Raw genomic sequence first — 24,100 nt, 5'->3', positions numbered from 1 at the left:
GATCGATGGTCTTGGAGAGTCCCGAGTGTCGCGTGTGACACACCGGAAATGCTGCTTCGCAGGTCACCGGCTAACTGTCTGACATTGATGCGCGTGGTGACGGTCAAGTTCCTGACAGTAATAAATGGGCACGTTCCTGGGTGCTGGATGCCTGGCGCATGATCGTTGGAGGCGGTGTAATAGGTGGGACCGTATCTGACCGCACTGTCTACGACGTGAGGATTCAAGATGGCAGCCACTGGCACAGCTACCAGTACTGAGAAGGGTCGTCGAATCGTCGGTAGCGAGCGGCAGTCGCTCGCCAAGGACCTGGTGAAGCGTTACACCTCCGGAGAGAGCATCCGGGCGCTTGCCGCTTCGACCGGCCGCTCCTATGGATTCGTCCACCGCGTGCTCACCGAATCCGGTGTGCAGTTGCGCCAGCGTGGCGGTGCCCGCCGCCGCAAGAAGGCGTGACAGCGGCCGACGCCGAGCCGGTAAAAACGTCAACCGCCGACGAAGTAGGCGTTCGCTACGAACAGGCTGGGCCGGTCGCGACGGTCACGTTGTGCCGGCCCGACGTTCTCAATGCACAGACTCCGGCCATGTGGTCGGAGCTCAGCAACATTTCCCGGAAATTGCCGGGCGACGTCCGCGTCGTCATTGTGCGAGCCGAAGGCCGCGCGTTTTCCGCCGGCCTGGATCTGTCTGTTGCCAAGGGCGACGGCGATTCCTCACTGGCTCGTCTGGCGCAGTTGTCAGCCGCTGACTGTGCCGATCGGATTGCGGGCTTCCAGGCCGCGTTCACGTGGTTGCGGAGTCCGTCCATCGTGTCCATCGCGGCGGTGCAGGGACATGCCATAGGCGCCGGCTTCCAGTTGGCGTTGAACTGTGACATGCGCGTGCTCGCCGATGACGCACGGTTCTCGATGGCCGAGGTGACGCTCGGCCTGGTGCCTGATCTGGGCGGGACGAAACGGCTCACCGAACTGGTCGGGCCGTCCCGGGCGCTGGAGATCTGTGTGACCGGTCGGCGGATCCCGGCCGACGAGGCCGACCGGATCGGTCTCGCCACCGCAGTGGTCCCGCGGACCGACCTGGACGACGCGGTCGCCGACCTGACAGCCGCCGTGCTGTCCGGGGACGCGAACGCGGTCGCCGAGATCAAGGGCCTGCTGGCCGGAGCATCCGGCCGGTCGTACGCGGAGCAGGACCGGGCCGAGCGGGAAGCGCAGACTCGCCGGCTCGCGGAACTGCTGGGGTCCGGGGAGTAGAACGGACCGCTCAGGGCAGCGGAGCGGTCCGGAGGAATAGCACCTTCGCCTCCCGGGTTGTCGTCATCTGCGGCACCCGGGAGGCGAATGGCATGAGCATGACCAGCTGGAGCATGCTGCGCTCGATCCAGAGCGCGGACAAGGTCGCGAAACACCAGGTGAAGCCGGGCACGACGAAGCGGATCGTGCGCTTCGCCCGGCCGTACCGCCGCGACATCGCGGTGTTCCTGGTCGCGGTGGTCTTCGACGCCGGCATCGGCGTGGCCACCCCGCTGCTCGCCGGCGACGTGATCAACACGATCACGCGCGGCGGCCCCGAGGCGTCCGCCACGGTCATCCGGATCGCGCTGTTCATCGCCGGTCTCGCGGTCGCCGACGCGCTGCTCTCGCTGGCCCAGCGGTGGTACTCGGCGCGCATCGGCGAGGGCATCATCCTCAGCCTGCGGACTCGCGTCTACGACCACGTGCAGCGCATGCCGCTGCAGTTCTTCACCCGCACGCAGACCGGCGCGCTGGTCAGCCGGCTCAACAACGACGTGGTCGGCGCGCAGCGCGCGTTCACGTCGACGCTCTCCGGGGTGCTCAGCAACGTCATCCAGCTGGTGCTCACCGCCGTGGTGATGTTCAGCCTGTCCTGGCCGATCACGGTGATCTCGCTGGCGCTGCTCCCGGTCTTCATCATCCCGGCGCGGCGGGTCGGCAAACGGCTCGCCGAGATCACCCGGGAGTCGTACAACCTCGACGCCAAGATGAATGCCACGATGACCGAGCGGTTCAACGTCTCGGGCGCGTTGCTGGTCAAGCTCTTCGGCCGGCCCGACACCGAGGCGGCGAAATTCGAGGAGCGCGCTTCCCGCGTACGCGATATCGGCGTCCAGCAGGCGATGTTCTCCCGCACGTTCTTCGTGGCGATGCTGCTCGTCGCGTCACTAGCCCAGGCGCTCACCTACGGGCTCGGCGGCTGGCTCGCCGTCCGCGGTGAGGTGTCCGCGGGCACCGTCGTGACGCTGGCGCTCCTGCTCACCCGCCTCTACGGCCCGCTCACCGCGCTCAGCAACGTCCGCGTCGACGTGATGAGCGCCCTGGTCTCGTTCGACCGGGTCTTCGAGGTGCTCGACCTGAAGCCGGGCATCGCCGAGAAGCCGGACGCGACCCCGATCCCGGCCGGTTCCGGACGCATCGAGTTCCGGGACGTGCAGTTCCGCTATCCGAGCGCGGCCGAGGTGTCACTCGCCACGCTGGAGGACGTGACGACCCTGGACCGGACCGAGAACACGCCGGTCCTGCACGGTGTCGACTTCACCGTCGAGCCGGGTCAGCTGGTCGCGCTCGTCGGCCCGTCCGGCGCCGGCAAGTCCACCACGTCGATGCTGGTCTCCCGGGTCTACGACGTCACCGGCGGTGCGGTCCGGGTCGGCGGCGTCGACGTCCGCGACGCGACCCTGGACTCGCTGCGGGACACGGTCGGCGTGGTCACGCAGGACTCGCACCTGTTCCACGAGACGATCAAGGACAATTTGGCGTACGCCCGCCCGGGCGCGACCGACGACGAGATGTGGGCCGCCCTGGACGGCGCGCAGGTCGGCGACCTCGTCCGGGCCCTGCCCGACGGGCTCGACACGGTGGTGGGCGAGCGCGGCTACCGATTCTCCGGCGGTGAGAAGCAGCGCATCGCGATCGCGCGGCTGCTGCTGAAACAGCCGTCGATCGTGATCCTCGACGAGGCCACCGCACACCTGGACAGCGAGTCCGAGGCGGCCGTGCAGCGGGCGCTGACCACGGCGCTGCGCGGGCGGACGGCCCTGGTCATCGCGCACCGGCTCTCCACGATCCGCGAGGCCGACCTGATCCTGGTCCTCGACCACGGGCGGGTCGTCGAGCGCGGCACGCACGAGTCGCTCGTCGCCGCCGGTGGGCTGTACGCGGACCTCTACCGCACCCAGTTCGCCACGGCCGCGTCCGAGCCACTGGTGCCGGAGGTGGAGATCGTCACGGTTCCCGCGCGTACCGTGGAGCCGTGACGGGCTTCCTGGTCTTCGCGGCGGTCCTGGCGGCCCTGCTGTGGGCGCTCGCCCGCTTCGGGGCGTGGGTCAAGCGCAAGGGCATCGGCGGCGGCATCATGGGCCCGATCGACGAGGTCTACCGCCCGGCCGCCGACCGGGCCCGCCGCGAGACCGCCATCCACGAGCAGCGGGTCCTCCCACCACGCCCCGGCGACGACTCGTTCAGGCAGCCACCTCGTGCAGCGCGCTGAGCTCGCGGGTCAGGCCGCCGCTTCGTGCAGCGCGCTGAGCTCGCGGGTCAGGCCGCCACCTCGTGCAGCACGCTGAGCTCGTGGGTCAGGCCGCCGCTTCGCGCAGCGCGCCGAATTCGCGGATCAGGTCCGGCAGCTGGAAGTGGGCGTTCAGCCCGCTCGGGTTCGGGAGGACCCAGACCGGGACGCCGCCGACCGTGTCCGGCTGCCGCCCGATCCGCGCCTTGGGACGGGCGAACGCGGAACGGTACGCGGTCACCCCGAGCACGGCCAGGAAGCGAGGCTGAACAACGCGGGCCAGTTCGGCCAGGATCGCACCGCCGGCCACCAGTTCCTCCGGGGCGAGCTCGTCGGCGCGGGCGGTGGCCCGGGCGACGACGTTCGTGATGCCGAGACCCAGGGCGGGCAGCAGGTACTGCTCCGAAGGGTGCAGCAGCCGGTCGGTGAAACCGGCGCCGTGCAGAGTCGGCCAGAACCGGTTGCCCGGGCGGGCGAAGTGATGACCGGTCGCCGCCGAGTAGAGGCTCGGGTTGATCCCGGAGAAAAGAATCTTCAGGTCTGGCCCGACCAGATCCGGAACGGTCCGGTCACCGGCCGCCGCGACCTCGTCGGCGGTCGGTTTCGGGAAGACCGTCACAGGGCGCGCGTCGAGCCGCCGTCGACCGGGATCACACACCCGGTCACGTAGCTCGCCGCCGGCGACAGCAGGAACGCCGCCACGCTGCCGAACTCGGCCGGCTCACCGATCCGGCGCACCGGGATGCGCTCGGAGACCTCGGCCGCCGCGGTCGCCGGATCCTCGGAGGCCTGGAACAGCTCACGGCTCCGCTCGGTCATGAACCGCCCCGGCAGGATCCCGAACACCCGGACGCCCCGCGGTCCGTACTCGTCGGCCATGTCCTTCGCCGCCATCGCCAGACCCGGCCGCAGCCCGTTGGAGAGGCCGAGCCCGCTCAGCGGCGCCTTCACCGAGGTGGACAGCACCAGCCCGATCGCGCCACCCTCGGGCAGCGCCGACGCGAACGTCCGGACCGCGCGCACCGACCCCAGGAACACCGTCTCGAACGCGGTGCGCCACTGGTCGTCGCTCATGCTCGCCGCCGTGCCCGGCGTCGGACCGCCCACCGAGACCAGCGCGCCGTCCAGCCGCCCGAACCGCTCGGTCGCCGTGTCCACCAACTCCCGCGGAGTATCGGGATCGGACAGGTCGGCGGTCACCCCGACGGCGTTGCCCGCCCCGAGCAGGTCGACGGCGTCGGCGATCTTCTCCTCGTCGCGCGACGAGACCACCACCCGCGCGCCGTCGGCGACGAGCGCCTGCGCGGTGGCCAGCCCCAGCCCTCGCGAGGCGCCGGTCAGGATGAAGACACGTTCGGACAACCCGAGATCCATGACGCCTATCCTCCCAGAGCCGCCGCCGTGGCCGCGTCGGCCGGAAGGAACGCCTCGATCGCCAGCTCGGAGAGGGTCACGTCGCGCGGCGTCCCGAGCACCGACGTGATCGTGAAGAAGTTCAGACCGTCGTACCGCAGAGGAACGACGACCCCGAGCGGACCGGCGGCGATCTCGCCGCCGGGATAGCCGCTCAGCTCGGTGCGCAGGTCGCGCAGCACCGGGTCGGCGGTCGCGGCGGCCTGCCGGTCCAGGCGGTGCAGCAGATGCGTGCGCCACTCGGCCAGGTTCTCGATCCGCGGCGCCAGCCCGTCCGGGTGCAGGGCCAGGCGCAACACGTTCACCGGCGGCTCCAGCAACGCCGGCGCGCAGCCGTCGGTGAACCGCGTCACCGCCGCGTTCGCGTCCACCATCGTCCAATGCCGATCGATGAGAACGGCGGGGTTGGGCCCGTGCCCGTCCAGCACCTGCCGCAGCCCGAGCAGGACATCCGCCAGAGGCGGGTCGTCGAGGTCCGCTTCGGAATAGGCCGGCGCATAGCCGCCGGCCAGCAGCAACTCATTGCGACTGCGCAGCGGTACGTCCAACTCCCGCGCCAGCCGCAGAATCATGTCCCGGGTCGGTCGTGACCGGCCGGTCTCCACGAAGGACAGGTGCCGTGCGGAGACCCCCGCCCGGCCGGACAGGTCGAGCTGACTCAGCCGCCGCTCACCCCGCCACGTGCGCAACAACTGCCCCACCGCGCTCATGCCCGCCAGGCTATGCGCCCTCCCGTCCCGGCGTCATTCACCTCGGAGGTAACCGCCACCCCTACCCTGGCCCACCCCACCACCGGCGGGCACCGCGACCATGTGCGCCGTCCCGGCCGTTTGGTGCCACCGACCCGGACAACCACGCTGAACCCCGGCCGCCCGGCCTCGGGGTTGTCGTCGAGCGGTGATTCCGGCCGTGACTGCCGGCCGAAGCTCGCCGGCCGGCCCTCACGGCTGCCTTCGACCGGCCCGAGAGCCGGGGCAGGAGCGTGCCGGGTCAGGCGCGGGCGGCCATGATGGCGGACAGACCCTGGATCACGTTGCCGACCACGCGCGTCGGGGCGAACCGGGTGTCCATCCACTCCCGCCCGCGGTGCAGCCACACGCTGGGGAGGCCGAGGGCGGCCGCGCCACCGATGTCGGCTTCGGGGCTGTCGCCGACGACCCACGCGCCGGCGAGACGCATCCGGACCTTCTGGGCGGCGAGGGCGAAGATCCGCGGGTTGGGTTTGCTGACGCCGGCCTGCTCCGAAATCACCCAGTCGGCGACATAACGGTCGAGCCCCGTACGCCGGATGCGCCCTTCTGATTGCTCGGTCGCACCGTTCGTGACGACGACCGGGACGAGGCCGGCGTCGGCGGCGATCTCCAGGGCGCAGCCGACCATCGGATCGAGCCGCTCGAATGCCTGCGGTCCCTCGTGGAGCTCGTCGACGAGATCGATGGCCGGCACTCGTAGCTGGTAGCGGTCCCGGATCTGGTCGGCGAGGTCCCACCGGGAGGTCAGGCCGTCGGCGTCCACGGCGACCAGCCAATCAAGATCATCTTGCGAGGCGCCGATCTCGTCGAGGAAACCTTTAGCCCACAGCCGGTACGCACCGCTGCGGTCGAGCAGGGTGTCGTCCAGGGCGAGGAAGACTAGAGGCACCCGGGCACTTTACGTGAGCGGCGCCCGAAGCGAACAGTCCAGGACTGTAAACAAAAAGCGGAAGACTTGACGTAATTCGCGTCATCCGATCGTGGCTTTAAAAGCCGTACGTACGGATTGCAAGACGGCGGGGCCACGTGACACGATCAGCAGTGTGCCCAGGGTAAGCCAGGACCAGCTCGACGCCCGCCGCCACGAGATCCTCACGGCGGCGCGGGGCTGCTTCGCGCGCTTCGGCTACGAGGGCGCCACGGTCCGCCGTCTCGAGGAAGCCACGGGCATGTCCCGCGGCGCGATTTTCCACCATTTTCGTGACAAGGAATCGCTGTTCCTCGCCGTCGCCGAGGACGACGCCGCCACGATGGTCGAGACGGTGGCCCGCAACGGCCTCGTCCAGGTGATGCGTGACCTGCTCGCGCGCGCCGGCACCAGCGACGGCGACACGGCCGGCTGGCTCGGCACGCAGCTCGAGGTGTCGCACCGGCTGCGCACCGATCCCGCGTTCGCCAAGCGCTGGGCCGAGCGGTCGGCCGCGATCGCCGACGCGACCCGCGAGCGGCTCCAACGCCAGCGCGACGCGGGCGTGCTCCGGCAGGACGTCCCGGTCGAGGTGCTCACGCAGTTCCTCGAGCTGGCCTACGACGGCCTCGTCCTGCACCTGGCCACCGGCCGTCCGCCGGGCGACCTCGCGCGGGTGCTCGACCTCGTCGAGGACGCGGTCCGCCGGCACTGAGAAGGATCAACTTCAAGATCTTCATTGCCTGTCTCCGCTGTGGTCGCCGACCGTCGCTCCCGCGGGGACCCTTCCGGTCCGAGCAGGGGCGCGGGGCGCCCCTGAACGCTCAGCCCGCAAGGGCGGCGTCCGTGGCGGGTCGAGCTCAGAGCAGCAAACCCGTTGTGAAGCCGCCCGCCCGTCGGAGCCCGCGAGGTGGGCGTGTGGTCCCGCAGGCAGCGCGCCTCACCCTCCCGGCCGCTCACGAGGAACGAACAACCACGGTCAGAACCAGCCGGGAGTTGCCGCCGCGGAGCGGGCCGGAGGTCGCGTGCGGGTGGAGTGCGATGTCGGACACGTGCGGGGGTGTGCCGGGTTCGCGGCCGAGGTGAATAGGCTTCGGGGATGGATGACAACAATGTGCTGACCCGCATTCACGGCCTGGTCGAGGAGGAGCACAAGCTGCGGCAGGAGCTGGCGCAGGGCAAGATCTCCTCCACCGAGGAGCACGCCCGCCTCAAGGACGTCGAGGAGGCGCTCGACCAGTGCTGGGATCTGCTGCGCCGTCGCCGGGCCGCCCGGGAATTCGGCAACAACCCCGACTCCGAGCAGGCTCACAGCGTCAGCGAGGTGGAGAACTACCTGCAGTGATCCGGTGTGCGGCCGCCGCTGTCGATCGGCGGCCGCACATCGGGCCGTGCCCGTCGCCCCGGCCGGGGTGAGCGGGGCCGGGGCTTCGAGCATGCGGGACGGCCGCCGGCCTGCCGGGCGACGGCGAGTGAGCCGGTCAGCGGCCTGCCGGGCGACGGCGCGAGCCGGTCAGCGGCCTGCCGGGCGACGGCGCGAGCCGGTCAGCGGCCTGCCGGGCGACGGCGAGTGGGCCGGTCAGCGGCCTGCCTGGCGACGGCGCGAGCCGGTCAGCGGCCGGCGGGGCGGTTGTCGCGCGGGCGACGGCAACCGGTGATGCGGGACGTCCGGGTCGGGACCGGGCGGGGGTCCGGCCGGGGCCTCATCGGAGTCCCGCCTCGAACAGCAGCTGGTCGATCAGTTCCTCGGCGTCGACCGGGAGCCCGCGGGCGCGGAACCAGGTTGCCACGTTGGTGACGTCGCGGGCGATGAACTCGGCGCCGCGCGGGTTGGCGACCACGTCGACGATCTGCGGCAGGTCGATCAGGACCAGCCGGCCGTCGTGGACCAGTGTGTTGTAGGGCGACAGGTCACCGTGCGCGACCTGCGCGCGGGACAGGACCGACAGCGCGTCGACCATCTGCCGCCACAGGTCCTCGAGCTCGTCGGCGCCGGAGCGGATCTGGGCGAGCCGCGGCGCGGCCTCCCCGGTCTCCCAGTCGCCGATGAACTCCAGCATCACTTCGGTGCCGATGAGCTGCACCGGGTACGGCACGCAGACCAGCCCGCTCTCCTGGCCGACCTGCCACAGGCGCCCGAGTGCGTCGAACTCGGCGGCCGCCCACTGGCCGGCGATGAGTTCCTTGCCGAACGAGGTGCGGTTCGTCATCGCCCGCATCTCCCGGGACCGGCGGACGCGGCGGCCTTCGAGGTAGCCCGCGTCGCGGTGGAACATGCGGTGCTCGCCGTCCCGGTACCGTTTCGCGGCGAGCATGCTGACCTGCCCGGTCGCCGGCAGCCAGCGCCGGACCAGGAAGACGTCCGCTTCCTTGCCGGTCTTGAGGACGCCCAGCTCGGTGTCGACCGCGCCGTGCTCGGTGCGCAGCCAGTCGGGTCTCGGGTCGGGACCGTGCAACGCACCGTCCCAGGTGGACCACCGGTCACCGACCTCGGGCAGGTCGGGGTCTTCGTGGAGGGCCGGTTCGAGCCGGCCGCGCTTCAGGAAGTCGGACTCGTCGTCGTCGAACTTGCGACGGCCGCGGCGCATGGTCGCCGGACCGTAGGAGTCGTGCTCTCGCACTGGAGGTTCTCCTCGGAGAAAGAAGTTTTCGGGGAAGCCGGAACAGCAGGCATGACAAAGACAGCCATCTTGTGGCCACCCCCTTCTCTCTCGAGCCGGCGCCAGGGCCGGACAGTGCGCGCGGCGATGCCACCGCGGTGCGCGCACGACTTTTCCCCACCCGGGATGACCACGCAACCGATTTATTCGCGCCGGTGTGGCGGGTTCTCGGTCTGACCGTGCCCACCCACGGAGGTCGCCCTTTCGATCCGAGCGTTCTGGCCGCCCCAGCGGCCTGCTCGGATCGGAAGGGTCCCCGCGGGAGCGACGATCGGGACCACAGCGGAGACAGGCAATGAAGATCTTGAAGTTGGTCCGATGCCGGAAATGCGGAACGCCCCGCCCTCCGAGTGGAGAGCGGGGCGTCCGGACAGCGAGATGTCAGCTGCGGAGCATCTTGCGGAGGACGTACTGCAGGATGCCGCCGTTGCGGTAGTAGTCGGCCTCGCCGGGCGTGTCGATGCGGACGACCGCGTCGAACTCGAGGCCGGTGTCGGTGGTGACCTTGACCGTGCGCGGGGTGGTGCCGTTGTTGAGCTCGGTGACGCCGGCGAACGAGAACGTCTCGGTGCCGGTCAGGCCGAGCGACTCGGCGGTCTCGCCCTGCGGGAACTGCAGCGGGAGCACGCCCATGCCGATCAGGTTCGAGCGGTGGATGCGCTCGTAGCTCTCGGCGATGACGGCGCGCACGCCGAGGAGCATGGTGCCCTTGGCGGCCCAGTCACGGGAGGAACCCGAGCCGTACTCCTTGCCGGCGAGGATGACCAGCGGGACGCCGGCCTCCTGGTAGGCGACCGAGGCGTCGAAGATCGTGGTCTGCTCGCCGGTCAGGTGGTTGACCGTGAAGCCGCCCTCGACGTCGTTCAGCAGCTGGTTGCGCAGCCGGATGTTGGCGAACGTGCCGCGGATCATGACCTCGTGGTTGCCGCGGCGCGAGCCGTAGCTGTTGAACTCGGCGCGCGGGACGCCGTGCTCGGCCAGGTACTTCCCGGCGGGCGAGTCGGCCTTGATCGAGCTGGCCGGGGAGATGTGGTCGGTGGTGACCGAGTCGCCCAGCTTGGCCAGCACGCGCGCGCCGGAGATGTCGGTGACCGGGCTCGGGTCGGCCTGCATGCCCTCGAAGTACGGGGGCTTGCGGACGTAGGTGGAGTCCCCGGCCCAGGCGAAGGTGTCGCCGGTCGGGGTCGGCAGCGACTGCCACTGCTGGTCGCCGGCGAAGACGTCCTGGTACGCCGTGGAGAAGCCCTCGGCGCCGATGGCCTGCGCGATGACCGCGTCGATCTCCTGCGCGGACGGCCAGATGTCGTTGAGGTAGACCGGCTTGCCGTCCGACCCCGTGCCGAGCGGCTCGGTGGTGATGTCGATGTCCATCGAGCCGGCGAGCGCGTACGCCACGACGAGCGGCGGCGACGCCAGGTAGTTCATCTTGACGTCCGGGTTGATCCGGCCCTCGAAGTTGCGGTTGCCGGAGAGGACGCTGACCGCGGTCAGGTCGTTCTCGTTGATCGCGGCCGAGACCTCCTCGGGCAGCGGGCCCGAGTTGCCGATGCAGGTGGTGCAGCCGTAGCCGACCAGGTTGAAACCGATCTTGTCCAGGTACGGCGTGAGGCCGGACCGGTCGTAGTAGTCGGAGACGACCTTGGAACCGGGGGCCAGGGTGGTCTTGACCCACGGCTTGCGGGTCAGGCCCTTCTCGACCGCCTTCTTCGCCAGCAGCGCCGCACCGATCATCACCTGCGGGTTCGAGGTGTTGGTGCAGGACGTGATGGCGGCGATGACGACCGCGCCGTGGTCCAGCTCGTACGTCACGCCGTCGTCGCCCTTGACCACGGTCGGCTTCGACGTGCGGCCGGTGGCGCCGAGGGCGGCGCTGAACGCGTGCGGCTTGTCGGCCTCGTCGTCGACGCCGTTGGCGGGCGAGTCGGATGCCGGGAAGGACTCCTCGCTGGCCTCGTCGGCGTGGCCGTGCGGGGCGGCGTAGTTCGGCAGCGCCTCACGGAACGCGGACTTGGCCTCGCTGAGCAGCACGCGGTCCTGCGGGCGCTTCGGGCCGGCCAGCGACGGGACGATCGTGGAGAGGTCGAGCTCGAGCTTCTCGGAGTAGTCCGGCTCGGCGTTCGGGTCGAGCCAGAGACCCTGCCGCTTCGCGTACGCCTCGACGAGCGCGACCTGCTGCTCGGTGCGGCCGGTCAGCTTCAGGTAGTCGATGGTCTGCTCGTCGATCGGGAAGATCGCGACGGTCGACCCGTACTCCGGGGACATGTTGCCGATGGTGGCCCGGTTGGCCAGCGGCACCGCGCTCACGCCGGGGCCGTAGAACTCGACGAACTTGCTGACCACGCCGTGCTTGCGCAGCATTTCGGTGATCGTGAGAACCAGGTCGGTGGCGGTGGTGCCGGCCGGCGCCTCGCCGGAGAGCTTGAAGCCGACGACGCGCGGGATCAGCATGCTGACCGGCTGGCCGAGCATCGCGGCCTCGGCCTCGATGCCACCGACGCCCCAGCCCAGCACGCCCAGGCCGTTGACCATGGTGGTGTGCGAGTCGGTGCCGACCACGGTGTCCGGGTAGGCCTGACCGTTGCGCTCCATGATGGTGCGGGCCAGGTATTCGATGTTGACCTGGTGCACGATGCCGGTGCCGGGCGGGACGACCTTGAACTCGTTGAACGCGGTCTGGCCCCAGCGCAGGAACTGGTAGCGCTCGCGGTTGCGCTGGTACTCCAGCTCGACGTTGCGCTGGAAGGCGTCCGCACGGCCGAACAGGTCGGCGATGACCGAGTGGTCGATGACCAGCTCGGCCGGGGCGAGCGGGTTGACCTTGGTCGGGTCGCCGCCCAGGTCCTTCACGGCCTCGCGCATGGTGGCCAGGTCGACCACGCAGGGAACGCCGGTGAAGTCCTGCATCAGCACCCGTGCCGGGGTGAACTGGATCTCGACGCTGGGGTCGGCGTTCTGGTCCCAGGAGCCGAGCGCGTTGATGTGGTCGGCGGTGATGTTCGCGCCGTCCTCAGTACGCAGCAGGTTCTCCAGGAGGATCTTCAAGGAGTAGGGCAGGCGATCGTGCCCCTTCACCTTGTCGATCGTGAAAATCTCGTAGCTCGCGTCTCCGACGCGCAGCTCGCTCTTCGCACCAAAGGTGTCGAGGCTGGCCACCGTCATCTCCTTCACACCCAGCGACTGGAAGTCAAGTCTTTCGCACCGAAAGGGCGACCTTCGGATTAGGTTTGCCTAACTCTCGGTTGTGCCGTCCGGTAAACCGTACGTCCGTCTTGCTAGCCCTCGCAAGGCGGGGTCCACGTGCTGATCCTTCCAGCCGCTCGTGTTTGGTTCCGTCGATTCCCGGGAAAGCCGCGCGCATGACGACCCAGGCGGATCTGGATCAGCTCACCGAGTTCTTCGGCCGTTACGGCGTGGCGCTCACCACGGGCGACATCGCGGTGATCGCGGGGTGCCACGCACTGCCGGGGATGGTGGTGGCCGACTCGTACAGCTTCACGTTCAGTTCGCCGGCGGCCGTGGCGTTGTCGTTTCTGGGCGCGGCTCCCACGTACCGGGATCAGATGATCGTCGCGGCCCACGCGCAACTGCTCGACGTGCAGCGCGTCTCCACCGCCCTGTCCCTGGTCGAGGTGGAGTGGGAATACCTGGACAGCGGGGGTGGCGCGGTGCCCGGAGAGCGCTACCGCTACCTGATTCGCACCGGCGCCGACGGGCCGCTGATCACGACGGTGATCGCTTCCCGCTGAAATCGTCGTATCCCGGTGCGACGATGTGGCGGTGTCGTGGCTGATCGTTCACTACCACCGTTCCGACGACGACTACTCCGGGTGGTCACTGCGCGCGTGGGGTGACGTCGCCGTGCAGGAGGCGCCCTTCACCGGCGCCGACGACTTCGGCCGTTTCGCCTGGGTGCGCATCCCGGCCGGGGCCGCGTCGGTGGGCTTCCTGGTGGAGCACGCCGACGGGCGCAAGGACGTCGAGGCCGACCGGTTCGTCGTCGTCCACGCCGCCGCCGAGATCTGGCTGCGCTCCGGCGACGAGCGCGTCTCCTTCGCCGAGCCGGTCCCCGAGCCCCCGGCCGGTGAGGCGGTGATCCACTACCGGCGTCCCGGCGGGGACTACGAGGGGTGGGGTCTGCACTGCTGGGAGGGCGTTCCCGACAAGATCAAGACCTTTTGGCGTACGCCGTTGATGCCCGCCGCGTTCGACGAGTTCGGCGCGGTGTTCCGGGTTCCGCTCAAGCCGGACGCGGCCGGTCTGCGCTACGTGCTGCACCGCGCCGAGGAGAAGGACCTTCCCGACGATCAGCGGCTCGACCTGACCGTCGCCCGGGAGCTCTGGGTGCTCGCCGGCACGGTCGAGCCGATCCGCCCCGACCTGGGCACGCTCGGCCCCGAGCTGGACCCGGCCCGGGCCCACGCCGTGTTCCTCGACCGCACCACGATCGCCCTGCCCGAGTGGTTCGCGAGCCGGGCCGCCACGTTCGAGCTCTTCAGCGGCAAGACCGCGTTCCCCCTCACGCCCCGCCCCGGTGGCCTCTTCCAGGCGCAGAGCCGCCGCTTCCCGCACCTGCGGGCCTACCGCGCCTACGCGGTCCGCGAGCTGGGCGACCGTGAGCTGGGTGAGCTGCTGCGCGACCGGCTGCTGGTCGAGGGGCGGGCCGGCGGCGGTGAGGTGACCGCGCGGACCGGGGTGCAGATCGCCGGCGTGCTCGACGACCTCTACCTCGAGGCCGCCGACGCCGACCTGGGGCTGACCCTGGACGTCGACCAGCCGCGGCTCGCGGTGTGGGCGCCGACCGCGCGGGACGTGCAGCTGGAGCTCTACCGTGACCCGCAGGCCGAGCCGCGGCTGCTGCCGATGGACCGCGACGAGCTGAACGGCGTGTGGTCGATTCCGGTCAAGCGCAAGTGGCTCGGGCGTTACTACCGCTACCGGGTGGAGGTGTGGCACCCGGCCGCGCAACGGGTCGTGACGACGAGCGTGACCGATCCGTACTCGGTGTCGCTGGCCCCCGACTCCACCCACAGTCAGCTCGTCGACCTCTTCGAGGACCCGGAACTCGCCCCGCCCGGCTGGGCCGGCCTGGTGAAACCGGCCGCCGTGGCCCCGGCGCGGATGCAGATCGCCGAGGTGTCCGTCCGGGACTTCTCCATTTTCGACAGCACGGTGCCGGCCGGGGAACGGGGCACGTTCCTGGCGTTCGCCCGCCCCGGGGCGGACGGGATGCGCCACCTGCGCTCGCTCGCCGAGGCCGGGCTGACCCACGTGCACCTGCTGCCGGTCAACGACTTCGCCACCGTCCCCGACCGCCGCGCCGACCAGGCCCAGCCCGCCTGCGACCTGGCCTCCTTCCCGCCGGACTCGCCCGAGCAGCAGCGCGCGGTGGCGGCGGTGGCCGACCGGGACGGCTACAACTGGGGCTACGACCCGTGGCACTGGACGACGCCGGAGGGCAGCTACGCCACCGACCCGGCCGGGACGGCGCGGATCCGGGAACTGCGGGCCGCGGTGGCCGGGCTCAACACGGCCGGGCTGCGCGTGGTGCTCGACGTCGTCTACAACCACACGATGGGCGACGGGCTCGACCGGTTCAGCGTGCTCGACCGGATCGTGCCCGGCTACTACCACCGGCTGCTGCCCGACGGCAGCACCGCGGAGTCGACCTGCTGCCCGAACACCGCGCCCGAACACATGATGATGGGCAAGCTGGTCATCGACTCGCTGGTGACGCTGGCCAAGGCGTACAAAGTCGACGGTTTCCGCTTCGATCTGATGGGCCACCATCCGCGCTCGAACATCCTGGAGGCGCGGCTCGCCCTCGACCACCGGGTCGAGCACGGTCAGGACATCTGCCTGTACGGCGAGGGGTGGAACTTCGGGGAGGTCGCCTACGACGCGCGGTTCGCGCAGGCGACGCAGGTCAACATGGCCGGGACCGGGATCGGCTCGTTCAACGACCGGATGCGGGACGCGGCACGCGGCGGGGGCGCGTTCGGGGACGACCCGGGGGTGCCGGGCTTCGCGACCGGGCTCGGCTCGCGCACGCCCGGCGCGGTCCACGATCTGATCAAAGTCGGACTTGCGGGCGGGCTGGCGACGTACCGCTTCGTCAATCACGACGGGCTGGAACGCAGCGGGGCGCAGGTCGACTACAACGGCTCGCCGTGCGGGTACGCGGCCGCGCCCGGCGAGACGGTCAACTACGTCGACGCGCACGACAACGAGATCCTGTACGACGCGATGGCGTTCAAACTCCCCGCCGGAACGCGCTCGGTCGACCGGGCCAGGATGCAGGTGCTCGCACTCGCGCTGGTGGTGCTCGGGCAGGGAGCCGGCTTCGTGGCGCTCGGCAGCGAGCGGTTGCGGTCGAAGTCCCTCGACCGCAACTCGTTCAACTCGGGGGACTGGTTCAACCAGATCCGGTGGGACCCCGGACAGGGCAACGGATTCGGCGTCGGACTGCCACCCTTCGCCGACAACGGCGACAAATGGGACTTCGCGCGGCCGTTGCTGGCCGACCCGGCGCTCGTGCCCAGCCCCGAAGTGATCGACCTGGCCGCCGAGCGGTACCGGGAACTGCTGCGGATCCGGCGCTCGTCACCGGCGTTCGGGCTGCCCACCGCGGACGAGGTGCAGCGGCGGGTGACGTTCCCGCTCGGCGGGCCCGGCGAGACCCCCGGCGTGATCGTGATGGGCCTCGACGGAACCGGGCTCGACGAACGCTGGCGGCGGATCGTGGTCGTGTTCAACGCCACCGACGAACTGACCTGCCAGTTCGTGCCGGACGAAGGGGCGCTGCGACTCCACCCGGAGCTGACCGCGTCGATCGACCCGGTGCTGCGCGGGGCATCGGCGGTGACCAAGCTGGACGGGGTGGAGTTGACCGTGCCGGCGCGGCAGGTCGCCGTCTTCGTCGCCGGGCTCTCGGGGTGAGCGACGATCGCGGACACTCGTGAGCCCCGCACCCGAACGTGAGCGCGGCTGCGCTAGATTGCGCCGCGTGGCACGCCGGTGGTCGGCGGTCCTGGTCTGCCGGCTGCCGGAAGCCGCGCGCCTGCCGGTCGCCGGGGGTTCGCGCCTGTCGGTGGGCGTGGCTCGCCGAGCGTCGGCGGCCGGGTGAAGCGGAGGTTGTGGTGCGGTTCGAGCGTGCCCTGTGCGCGTTGGCGTTCGCCGGTCTGATCGCCGGATGCAGCTCGTCGTCGGACGAGCCGAAGATCACCGATCCGGGTGGCTCGGCGTCCGCGCCCGCCCCGGTCGCGGCCGCGTCGGCGCCGGCCTGGACGGAACCCGCCTCCTACTCGTTCACGCTGACCCGCGGCTGTGACCCGGCCAAACCCGTCGGGAAGTATCAGGCGACCGTGCAGGGCGGCGTGGTCACCACGTCGGCGCGGGTCGGCGGCACGAGCGCGTCCCCGGGGCCGTCGTCCGACGTGGACCTGGGCCCGGTCACCGGCGACGGCGGCGAGGAGATCGAGGTTCCGACGCTGAAGGAGCTGGCCGGGATGGCGCAGACCACGGCGGACGACGGGGGCGAGGTCGCCACGGAGTACGACGGGACCGACGGCCACCCGGTCAAGGTCACCATCAACGTGACCGGCGAAGCCGGCGGCGCCGAGTGCTGGATCGTGTCCGACTACAAGGCCGGCTAGAGCGCGGCGCTGCCCAGAAGCGCGACCTCGGTGCCGACCGGACCCCGGCGTCATCGAGGAGCGCGACCGGCTAGAGCGCCGGATGTTCGAGCAGGGCGACGAGGAAGAACTCGGCGCCCGCCCCGAACGCCGCGGCCAGCGCGTACCCGATCGCGGCGTCGAGCGGCCCGGCCGATTCCACCAGCGTGGCCTTCACCTTGCCGGACTCCGCGATCGTGAAGTCACCGACCGCGAAGCCGTCCCGCTGCAGCCGGCTGCTCTCCGCGGTTCGCGGCCGGTACACGTACTGCCGGCCGTCGTGCTCGACCACCACCCGGTACGAGAACCGTGACCATCGCCCGGCCCCCGGTCGGAGGATGGCCGGGAGGTCGTCGACGGTCATCCACAGGTGCTGCCGGTCGCGGGTGCCGATCGGGATGTGCGCCTGGAGTTCCGGCTGGTGGAGCCGTTCGACCGTGGCGGTGTGCCGGCGGCCCTCGGCCCGGACCTCGACGGCCACCCGGCCGTCGGTCCGCTCGACGTCGACGAGGTAGGCGCGGGCGTCGGTCACGGCGGCTCCCGTTCAAGATCGGCGGGGTGCGAGCCGTCAATCCTCGCAGCACCCCGCAAACCTCACCCGAGGCCGCCGACCACCCATCGGCCGTTCCACGACCGCACACCGGCCGACGCCCGGCCGGTGGGCGACCGCCCACCGGCGACCGCCGGCCTGTGACCGCCGGCCGGCGACCGCCGGCCTGTGACCGCCCACCGGCGACCGCCGGCCTGTGACCGCCCACCGGCGACCGCCGGCCGGTGACCGCCCACCGGCGACCGCCGGCCGGTGACCGTCGGCGGCGACCGTCGGCCTGTGACCGTCCACCGGGCGGCGCCGCGACGGTCGGTCGCACCGTGCGGGCTCAGCCCGGCAGGCGCGGCCCCGCTTCCCGCTGAGCCGCGAGCCACGTCTCGACCTCACCCGAGGTCCGCGGCAGCCCGTCGGACAGGTTCCGGCAGCCGTCCGCGGTGACCAGCACGTCGTCCTCGATCCGGATGCCGATGCCGCGCAGTTCCTCGGGCACCAGGTCGTCCTCCGGCTGGAAGTAGAGCCCCGGCTCCACCGTCAGCACGTAGCCCTCCCCGAGCGCACCCTCCCGATATGTCTCATTACGCGCGTGCGCGCAGTCGTGCACGTCGATGCCGAGCATGTGCCCGAAGCCGTGCAGCGTCCACCGCCGGTAGATCGTGCTGTCCTCGGCCATCGCCTCGTCGACGCTGACCGGGAGCAGGCCCAGGTCGTGCAGCCCCTCGGTCAGGACGCGCATGCAGACCTGGTGCACGTCCTTGAAGAGCACGCCGGGACGGACCGCCTCGATGCCGGCCTGCTGCGAGGCATACACGATGTCGTAGACCTGGCGCTGCAGCGGCGTGAACGTCCCGGAGACCGGCACCGTGCGGGTTACGTCGGCGGTGTAGAGGTTGTGCCCCTCCACGCCCATGTCCATCAGCAGCAGCTCGCCCGGCGTCGTCACGCCGGTGTTGCGCACCCAGTGCAGGATCGTCGCGTGCGCGCCGGCGCCGACGATCGACCCGTAGCCGATGTCGTTGCCGTCGTGCCGCGCCCGCAGCCCGAAAACGCCCTCCAGCAGGCGCTCCTTGACCCCGCGGTCGGCCGGCAGGACGCGGGCCACGTCCTCGAAGCCGCGCACGGTGGCGTCGATCGCGGCCTGCAGCTGGGCGATCTCCCACTCGTCCTTGACCAGCTTGAGCTCGGAGATCGTCCAGGCCAGCTCGCGGTCGCGGGGCCGGTCCCGGTTCGGCTCGTAGGCCAGGATGGCCCGGTCGACGTTCGCGTCGAGGCCGCGCAGCACGCGGGTGCGGCCCGGCGCCGACTGGGCCAGGGCGGAGCCCAGGTGGCCCAGCGAAGCGGTCTCCAGGCCCAGCTCCGTCGATTTCTCGGCCAGGGTGTGGGTGCGGCCGATCCAGAGCTCGCCGTTGCGGTCACGGAAGAACCGGTCGGTGTCCTTGGAGTTGCGCTCGCGGGTGAAGAGCACCGCCTCGTGCCCGGACGCGGTCGGGTGCAGGATCAGCACGCTGTCCGGATCGCGGTCGCCGGTCAGGTAGAAGAAGTCGCTGCCGGGGCGGAACGGGTGATCCGTGTCGTTCGCCCGGACCTTCTCGTTCCCGCTTGGGATGATCAGTGTCTCACCGGGGAACGCCTCGGAGAGCGCGGCGCGGCGCTTCGCATAGTTCGGCGCCTCGGGCACCGGCGCGACCGAGATCGCGTCCTCTCGCCAGCCGGTGCGCATGAACTGCAGGAACGCCTCCGGAAAAGCGGGGTCGTGCGACTCCGTCTTCGGTGCGGGCTGCGCGCCGCCGTCCTTCTGCGCCATCGTGGGGTGCCTCCGTTCGCGAGCTGTGACCCGACGTTACCGCCTGCCACCGACGAAACGCAGCGCCCGGTGACCCGGGCGACTTTTGAAGATCAAGTGCAACGTCGAACTCTTCAGGTCCTGTCTCCGCCGTGGTCCCTCTCCGTGTCCGTGGGAGGTTGCGGCCGCGAAGACCCCGCATGGCCGTACCCGAAAGGAAGTTTGAGGCAACCGACACGTGCGCCGGCCGTTCCGGCGACCCCCGGCCCGGTCCTCGTGGTCTCCGCGTGCAGGACCAGCGAGCGCGGCATCTGCTCGTCGGCGAACATCCAGCGCTGTTCCCGGCTCACGACCGCGGCCCCGCGCGCGTCCGCGGTGAAGTCCAGCCAGATCTCGTTGGCCGGATTCGCGTACCGCGGGTCGGCCGAGGGTTTCTCCTTCGACGCCGCCGGGTCGTGCTGATGCTGGTAGTGCGGCCCGGCCGCCTTCGGGTCCTCGCCGCAGTCGGCCACGTGCATGTGCGCGCCGTAGGCCCGCCCCGGCACCAGCCCGGTCACGTCCAGCCGGACCCACAGGTTGTGCCCGGTCGAGCTGAACTCGACCTGCGCGGTGGCGCCGGGCGGGACGGCCTTGACGTCGTACGTGATCGCCTGAGCCCCTGGCCGCCAGGTCTGGAAGACCGCCGGCCCGTTCCCGGCCGCGGCGACCGCGGGCGAGGTGGCGAGGCAGGCCGCGGTGGCCGCCAGAGGCAGAGTCTTGAGTATCCGGTTGGCAAACATGCCTTAATTCTCTCAAAAGAGGATTTATCCGGTGCAGCAACCTCAGGCTGGATTTCCCGGCCGCGGGGCGCGAGGCTGAGACCCGGCGAAGCAACGGAAGGACTGGCATGGGTTACGCGGTGGTGCTGGGCGAGGCGCTGATCGATCTGCTCGAGGCCGACCTGGGCGGCGAGCAGATCTACCGTCAGGCGATCGGCGGCGCGCCACTCAACGTCGCCGTCGGGGTCGCCCGGCTCGGCGGCCGGGTGGAGTACGCGGGGACGCTGAGCACCGACGTCCTCGGCGACCGCATCGCCGCGTTCCTCACCGAGACCGGCGTCGGGGAGAGGGGCGTGCGGCGCGTCGACGTGCCGACCACGCTCGCGGTCACGACGTTCGAGGGCGCCGAACCGGGGTTCACGTTCTACGGCGAGCCCCCGTCGTACGCGTTGCTCGCCCCCGGCGACCTCGACCAGGCGACGCTGGCCGGGGCGGAGGTGCTCTACACCGGCTCGATCTGCCTGCTCCGGGAGCCGTTCCGGGCCACCGCCCGGCAGGCCTGGGCCGGTTTCGGCGGCATCCGCGTCTTCGACCCGAACGTCCGTCCCAAACTGCTCCCCGACGAGGCCGCCCTGACCGCCCTGCGCGACCTGGTCGAAGAGTTCTTCGCCACCGCCGACCTGGTCAAGCTCAGCTCGGCCGACGCCCAGCTGCTCTACGGGGACAGCGACCCGGCCGCCGCCGCCGACCGGATCCGCGCGCTGGGCGCCGGCACGGTCGTGGTGACCTGCGGCGCGCAGGGCGCCCACGTCGCCGCCGCGGACGGCGCGGTGATGCTCCCGGCCCCCGCGGTCGCCGCGATCGACGCCACCGGCGCCGGCGACTCGGTGATGGGCGCGCTGGTCCGCCGCCTGCTCGCCGACGGCCGCCCGTCCGGCCTGGCCGCCTGGGAGGGCCACGTCCGTTACGCCCTCGCGGTCGCCGGCCTGGTCTGCGAACGTCAGGGCGGCGCCACCGCCATGCCCACCCCCACCGAGCTGGCCGCTCGCTGGCCCAGTCTCTGACCCGGCTCGCAGCCGACGGGCGCGAGGCGCGTTTCGAGTCCGGCCCGGCCGCGGCTCGCGGTCCCGGCTGGTTCTCCGGGGCGTTGTCCGGCTCGGACAACGCCCCGGAGAACCAGCCGGAAGAGCGGGCTCAGTCGCCGAGCGCGCGGGCGATGAACCGTTGCCGATCCAGCAGCGTCCGCTCGACCCGCACCTCCGCGACCACGGCCTCCCCGTCCCGCACGGTCACGTCGAAGAAGAGCACCCGCCCCTCCACCCCGGCCAGCGTCGCCTGCGCGATCACCGTCCGCCCGACCGGGGTCGGCGCCCGGTGCTCCACTTCGGCCCTGGTCCCGACGGTGGTGACACCGCCGGGCATCTGGCGCGCGGTCGCGGCCACCGTGGCGGCCTCGGCGAGCGCGAGCACCCGCGGCGTGGCCAGCACCGGCACGTCGCCGGAGCCAAGGGACTGCGCCGTGTCGGCGTCGGTGACCGTCAACTCGACCCGGGCGGTGAGGCCGGGAGCGAACTCCGGAAGCTCCATGCCTGAGAGCCTATGCCTGCGGGGGCCGCTGCCAGAACGCGTCGTCAGTGGATTGACCGGTCGAGGCCCCCGGGGGTGGCGGGGAGACCGGCGGCAGCGCAGGGCCGGGCTGGGGGAGCCGGCGTGCCTCCCGGGCCCGCCGCGCCAGCTCCTCCGCCAGCGCCCACGCCTCCGCCAGGTCCCGGTCGCGCGCCGCCCCGGAGCGGGCCCCGGCCGCGTCCGCGTACACGGTCGCCACCCCGAGCCTCCGCTGCAGCGGCCCCTGGACGACCCGCACGCTCTGCAACCGCGCGTACGGCACCAGCGTCATCTCCCGCGACAGGCGCCCCTGCCGGGTCACCAGCACGTCGGGGTGCAGGCCCACGCCCATGAACCGCAGCCCGATCGGGTGCAGCCACCGCACCCGGGCCGGCGGCGGCGTGGTGGCGAGGGCCGCGAGGTCGACGCCGGGCAGCACGGTCCCGACCAGGAACCGGGCCGCGTGCTGGTCGCCGACCGGCAGCAACCGGTCCGACCCGGTGTCGTTGCCCCGGTCGGGCGCTTCGTACCCGGCCACGTCGAGCTGCAGGTAGAGCCAGTGGTTCAGCCGCCACAGGAACGGCCAGGTGATCCGGACCGCCTGCACCCGGTGCAGCGGCACCACCTGGCTGCGCGTCTCGGTCAGCCCGTAGTGCAGCATCAGCCGCCCGCCGGGGTCGCGCGCGAGCCGGAAGTCCCAGTCGCGCAGCACCCGCCGGATCGGCTGGAGCAGCACGCCGGCCATCGCGGTGACGGTGCTGGCGATGCCGATGAAGGTCCACGACCCTTCCATCACGAACTGGGTGATCACCCAGGCCACCCCGATCGGCAGCAGGAACGCCTGCGGGGTGAGCAGCTGGCTGAGCAGCAGGTCGCGGTTGCGGACCGAGAGGAGCGGGGTCGAGGCGGGCGTTCCGGCCGCCAGGTCCGCCGTGACCGGGCCGGCTGCCGCGACAGTACGGCCGGAGAGCGCGAGAAGCCGTTCGCGCAGTGCCGAGGCCTCGCGCACGGTCAGGTAGGCCAGGGGTGCCTCGGCCTTGTTCCCGCCGACGACCTCCAGGCGCAGCTCGGCCAGCCCGGTGAGCTGGGCGAGCAGCGGCCGGCGCAGCTCGACCGACTGCAGCCGGTCGAGCGGGATCGCCCGGTTGCGCCGGAACAGCAGCCCGTCGGAGATCCGCAGCTCGCGCGCGACGAGCTGATACCCGGTGTTCCACCACCCGACCGCGGAGAAGATCAGCGCGCCGACCGCGACGACGCCCACCACGATCGCGAAATGGAGGAAGCCGAGCCGGTTCAGCGTCTGCCAGGAGAGCGCCGCGATGATTACGAAGAGCGTCTTGGCGCCGTGCAGCAGTGGGCTGAGCGGGTGCAGCCGCTGCCGCGGGACCTGCTGCTCGGGGGTCTGCGTGGCGGTCACAGGCCCTCGGCCCGGTCCTCGCCGAGGGCGGTGAGCCGGTCCCGCAGGCGGGCCGCCTCCTCGGGCGGCAGGCCGGGCACCCGGGCGTCGCTGGCCGCCGCGGCAGTGTGCAACTGCACGGTGGCCAGCCCGAACGCGCGCTCGACGGGCCCGGCGGTGACATCCACGTACTGCATCCGCGCGTACGGCACGATGGTCAGCCGCCGGATCAGCAACCCGTGCCGGACCATCAGGTCGTTGTCGCGTTCCGCGTAGCCCCAGGCGCGCACGCCGCGGACGGCGACGGTGGCCCGCCAGACGCCGAGCAGCAGCACCGCCCCGATCCCGGCGAGCCAGCCCCAGCCGCCGGCGAGGAACCATCCGACGGCGAGACCGGCGACGAGGATCACCTGCCAGACGGCCAGCCCGATCAGTTCCACGGTGATCAGCTTGGGTGACACGGGACGCCATTGCACCGTGTCCGGCCACGGCTTGAGGGCATCGACGGCGATGGGCACGGAAGGCTCGCTCACATCTGCAGCCTAAGAGACGGAAGCATCGTCCGACGACACGAAAGGCGTCACTTCCCGGAGGAAGGAGCGGGCCTCCAGGAACGCACCCAGGGAAACCCGGTGTTCGTCGCAGGCCAGCCATGTCTTGCGATATTCCGGGGCATGCAACTTGGGATTGTTCCAGAGCAATTGCCAGGCTGCGGCCGCACGGCAACCCTTGGCGGAGCACTGCGGGGAAAGTTCCTCGACCATGTCGACCAACTTAAAGGAAACGACAAGGGAGAAATAAAAGGGAGTTATGCGCCGGGCGGCCACGGGGGAAGCCGCCCGGCGACAGGGCAAATGCTACACGGTTCGAAGACTTACGTATCCACCCGGTGAGCGTGCCCGTTCCGGCGGATCGCGCAGAAAGATCAACATGTTCGGCCGATAGTGCCCTGGGCTGCGGAGATCTTCACCGACCGGGAAGATGGTGACGGTCGGATGACGGCGGTGGTTTCTATGCTCCTAGGAACCTCTCAGCCGTGTGTAGTTGTCTGTCGTGTAAGTCTTGAGCGTCGGCAATCCGAGCC

The 24,100-nt window shown here is 71.1% G+C and carries 23 protein-coding genes; 10 read left to right on the top strand and 13 right to left on the bottom strand.

Annotation, left to right across the window (positions count from 1 at the left end):
* The first annotated feature begins 228 nt into the window (after positions 1-228).
* The 4 genes from ACH442_RS01050 to ACH442_RS01035 all read left to right on the top strand — a co-directional run bounded on the left by ACH442_RS01050 (position 229) and on the right by ACH442_RS01035 (position 3,507).
* Positions 229-456, top strand: coding sequence for a helix-turn-helix domain-containing protein (locus ACH442_RS01050; protein WP_014441759.1), 228 nt, complete (start codon positions 229-231; stop codon positions 454-456).
* Positions 453-1,253, top strand: a complete 801-nt coding sequence (locus ACH442_RS01045) for an enoyl-CoA hydratase/isomerase family protein (protein WP_396120507.1) — start codon at positions 453-455, stop codon at positions 1,251-1,253. Before ACH442_RS01050 ends, ACH442_RS01045 begins: the two co-directional genes overlap by 4 nt.
* A gap of 92 nt (positions 1,254-1,345) precedes the next feature.
* Positions 1,346-3,274: an ABC transporter ATP-binding protein gene (locus tag ACH442_RS01040; RefSeq protein ID WP_396120506.1), complete on the top strand. Its 1,929-nt coding sequence runs from the start codon at positions 1,346-1,348 to the stop codon at positions 3,272-3,274.
* Positions 3,271-3,507 carry a hypothetical protein gene (locus ACH442_RS01035; protein WP_396120505.1) on the top strand — a complete coding sequence of 79 codons (237 nt, stop codon included), beginning with the start codon at positions 3,271-3,273 and terminating at the stop codon, positions 3,505-3,507. Before ACH442_RS01040 ends, ACH442_RS01035 begins: the two co-directional genes overlap by 4 nt.
* A gap of 85 nt (positions 3,508-3,592) precedes the next feature.
* Here the strand turns inward: ACH442_RS01035 and mug are convergent, their stop codons facing one another.
* The 4 genes from mug to ACH442_RS01015 all read right to left on the bottom strand — a co-directional run bounded on the left by mug (position 3,593) and on the right by ACH442_RS01015 (position 6,579).
* Positions 3,593-4,144, bottom strand: a complete 552-nt coding sequence (mug, locus tag ACH442_RS01030) for a G/U mismatch-specific DNA glycosylase (RefSeq protein ID WP_396120504.1) — start codon at positions 4,142-4,144, stop codon at positions 3,593-3,595.
* Positions 4,141-4,899: an SDR family oxidoreductase gene (locus ACH442_RS01025; protein WP_396120503.1), complete on the bottom strand. Its 759-nt coding sequence runs from the start codon at positions 4,897-4,899 to the stop codon at positions 4,141-4,143. The genes mug and ACH442_RS01025 overlap by 4 nt, the downstream gene beginning before the upstream one ends.
* A 5-nt stretch (positions 4,900-4,904) precedes the next feature.
* Complete coding sequence (locus ACH442_RS01020; protein ID WP_396120502.1) at positions 4,905-5,648, bottom strand: helix-turn-helix domain-containing protein; 744 nt, start codon at positions 5,646-5,648, stop codon at positions 4,905-4,907.
* Positions 5,649-5,928: 280 nt separating this feature from the next.
* Positions 5,929-6,579: an HAD family hydrolase gene (locus tag ACH442_RS01015; RefSeq protein WP_396120501.1), complete on the bottom strand. Its 651-nt coding sequence runs from the start codon at positions 6,577-6,579 to the stop codon at positions 5,929-5,931.
* A 154-nt stretch (positions 6,580-6,733) separates the two neighbouring features.
* On the opposite strand from ACH442_RS01015, the gene ACH442_RS01010 reads away from it, so the two are divergent.
* Together ACH442_RS01010 and ACH442_RS01005 are read left to right on the top strand one after the other, a co-directional pair.
* Positions 6,734-7,312 (top strand): TetR/AcrR family transcriptional regulator, encoded by a 579-nt coding sequence (locus ACH442_RS01010; protein WP_396120500.1) that lies wholly within the window; start codon positions 6,734-6,736, stop codon positions 7,310-7,312.
* 384 nt (positions 7,313-7,696) lie between these two features.
* A complete protein-coding gene (locus ACH442_RS01005) occupies positions 7,697-7,942 on the top strand; it encodes a DUF2630 family protein (protein ID WP_396120499.1) in 246 nt (81 codons plus the stop codon).
* 358 nt (positions 7,943-8,300) lie between these two features.
* On the opposite strand, the gene ACH442_RS01000 is transcribed toward ACH442_RS01005, so the two are convergent.
* Both ACH442_RS01000 and acnA read right to left on the bottom strand, forming a co-directional pair.
* The gene (locus ACH442_RS01000) at positions 8,301-9,218 is read right to left on the bottom strand and encodes a serine protein kinase RIO (protein ID WP_396120498.1); all 918 of its coding nucleotides are present in this window, start codon (positions 9,216-9,218) and stop codon (positions 8,301-8,303) included.
* Between the two features lie 420 nt (positions 9,219-9,638).
* On the bottom strand, positions 9,639-12,416 hold the full coding sequence (acnA, locus tag ACH442_RS00995; RefSeq protein WP_396120497.1) for an aconitate hydratase AcnA: 2,778 nt from the start codon (positions 12,414-12,416) through the stop codon (positions 9,639-9,641).
* A gap of 197 nt (positions 12,417-12,613) precedes the next feature.
* Here acnA and ACH442_RS00990 point away from each other — a divergent pair, with 197 nt between their 5' ends.
* The 3 genes from ACH442_RS00990 (at position 12,614) to ACH442_RS00980 (ending at position 16,909) form a co-directional block, all read left to right on the top strand.
* A complete protein-coding gene (locus tag ACH442_RS00990) occupies positions 12,614-13,003 on the top strand; it encodes a hypothetical protein (protein WP_396120496.1) in 390 nt (129 codons plus the stop codon).
* Positions 13,004-13,034: 31 nt separating this feature from the next.
* Positions 13,035-16,193 carry a pullulanase-type alpha-1,6-glucosidase gene (gene pulA, locus ACH442_RS00985; protein ID WP_396120495.1) on the top strand — a complete coding sequence of 1,053 codons (3,159 nt, stop codon included), beginning with the start codon at positions 13,035-13,037 and terminating at the stop codon, positions 16,191-16,193.
* Between the two features lie 200 nt (positions 16,194-16,393).
* Entirely contained in the window at positions 16,394-16,909 is a 516-nt protein-coding gene (locus tag ACH442_RS00980; protein ID WP_396120494.1) for a hypothetical protein, read from the top strand.
* Between the two features lie 70 nt (positions 16,910-16,979).
* On the opposite strand, the gene ACH442_RS00975 is transcribed toward ACH442_RS00980, so the two are convergent.
* The 3 genes from ACH442_RS00975 to ACH442_RS00965 form a co-directional block, all read right to left on the bottom strand.
* Positions 16,980-17,459 (bottom strand): hypothetical protein, encoded by a 480-nt coding sequence (locus ACH442_RS00975; protein ID WP_396120493.1) that lies wholly within the window; start codon positions 17,457-17,459, stop codon positions 16,980-16,982.
* A 346-nt stretch (positions 17,460-17,805) separates the two neighbouring features.
* Positions 17,806-19,278 carry an aminopeptidase P family protein gene (locus ACH442_RS00970; RefSeq protein ID WP_396120492.1) on the bottom strand — a complete coding sequence of 491 codons (1,473 nt, stop codon included), beginning with the start codon at positions 19,276-19,278 and terminating at the stop codon, positions 17,806-17,808.
* 113 nt (positions 19,279-19,391) lie between these two features.
* Complete coding sequence (locus ACH442_RS00965; RefSeq protein WP_396120491.1) at positions 19,392-20,036, bottom strand: superoxide dismutase family protein; 645 nt, start codon at positions 20,034-20,036, stop codon at positions 19,392-19,394.
* A 107-nt stretch (positions 20,037-20,143) separates the two neighbouring features.
* Between ACH442_RS00965 and ACH442_RS00960 the strand changes: the two genes are divergently transcribed.
* The gene (locus tag ACH442_RS00960) at positions 20,144-21,079 is read left to right on the top strand and encodes a carbohydrate kinase (RefSeq protein WP_396120490.1); all 936 of its coding nucleotides are present in this window, start codon (positions 20,144-20,146) and stop codon (positions 21,077-21,079) included.
* 130 nt (positions 21,080-21,209) lie between these two features.
* On the opposite strand, the gene ACH442_RS00955 is transcribed toward ACH442_RS00960, so the two are convergent.
* From ACH442_RS00955 to ACH442_RS00940, 4 genes are read right to left on the bottom strand one after another with little or no spacing between them, the layout of a single operon-like run.
* Complete coding sequence (locus tag ACH442_RS00955; protein WP_396120489.1) at positions 21,210-21,602, bottom strand: thioesterase family protein; 393 nt, start codon at positions 21,600-21,602, stop codon at positions 21,210-21,212.
* A 10-nt stretch (positions 21,603-21,612) separates the two neighbouring features.
* Entirely contained in the window at positions 21,613-23,037 is a 1,425-nt protein-coding gene (locus tag ACH442_RS00950; protein ID WP_396120488.1) for a PH domain-containing protein, read from the bottom strand.
* Complete coding sequence (locus ACH442_RS00945) at positions 23,034-23,549, bottom strand: PH domain-containing protein (RefSeq protein WP_396120487.1); 516 nt, start codon at positions 23,547-23,549, stop codon at positions 23,034-23,036. The genes ACH442_RS00950 and ACH442_RS00945 overlap by 4 nt, the downstream gene beginning before the upstream one ends.
* Before the next feature lie 9 nt (positions 23,550-23,558).
* The gene (locus tag ACH442_RS00940) at positions 23,559-23,780 is read right to left on the bottom strand and encodes a hypothetical protein (protein WP_396120486.1); all 222 of its coding nucleotides are present in this window, start codon (positions 23,778-23,780) and stop codon (positions 23,559-23,561) included.
* Between the last annotated feature and the right edge of the window lie 320 nt (positions 23,781-24,100).

Source organism: Actinoplanes sp. NPDC020271 (assembly GCF_044388125.1).
Taxonomy (GTDB): Bacteria; Actinomycetota; Actinomycetes; order Mycobacteriales; family Micromonosporaceae; genus Actinoplanes.
The sequence above is the reverse complement of the archived record's forward strand: the minus strand, read 5'-3'. Positions and strand labels throughout refer to the sequence as shown.

Bases quoted from the DNA above. Each gene is read 5' to 3' on its own strand.
- ACH442_RS01050 (WP_014441759.1), top strand. From the start codon at position 229: ATGGCAGCCACTGGCACAGCTACCAGTACTGAGAAGGGTCGTCGAATC.
- ACH442_RS01040 (WP_396120506.1), top strand. From the start codon at position 1,346: ATGAGCATGACCAGCTGGAGCATGCTGCGCTCGATCCAGAGCGCGGAC.
- ACH442_RS01025 (WP_396120503.1), bottom strand. From the start codon at position 4,899: ATGGATCTCGGGTTGTCCGAACGTGTCTTCATCCTGACCGGCGCCTCG.
- ACH442_RS01020 (WP_396120502.1), bottom strand. From the start codon at position 5,648: ATGAGCGCGGTGGGGCAGTTGTTGCGCACGTGGCGGGGTGAGCGGCGG.
- ACH442_RS01005 (WP_396120499.1), top strand. From the start codon at position 7,697: ATGGATGACAACAATGTGCTGACCCGCATTCACGGCCTGGTCGAGGAG.
- acnA (WP_396120497.1), bottom strand. From the start codon at position 12,416: ATGACGGTGGCCAGCCTCGACACCTTTGGTGCGAAGAGCGAGCTGCGC.
- ACH442_RS00990 (WP_396120496.1), top strand. From the start codon at position 12,614: ATGACGACCCAGGCGGATCTGGATCAGCTCACCGAGTTCTTCGGCCGT.
- ACH442_RS00970 (WP_396120492.1), bottom strand. From the start codon at position 19,278: ATGGCGCAGAAGGACGGCGGCGCGCAGCCCGCACCGAAGACGGAGTCG.
- ACH442_RS00965 (WP_396120491.1), bottom strand. From the start codon at position 20,036: ATGTTTGCCAACCGGATACTCAAGACTCTGCCTCTGGCGGCCACCGCG.
- ACH442_RS00960 (WP_396120490.1), top strand. From the start codon at position 20,144: ATGGGTTACGCGGTGGTGCTGGGCGAGGCGCTGATCGATCTGCTCGAG.
- ACH442_RS00955 (WP_396120489.1), bottom strand. From the start codon at position 21,602: ATGGAGCTTCCGGAGTTCGCTCCCGGCCTCACCGCCCGGGTCGAGTTG.
- ACH442_RS00940 (WP_396120486.1), bottom strand. From the start codon at position 23,780: ATGGTCGAGGAACTTTCCCCGCAGTGCTCCGCCAAGGGTTGCCGTGCG.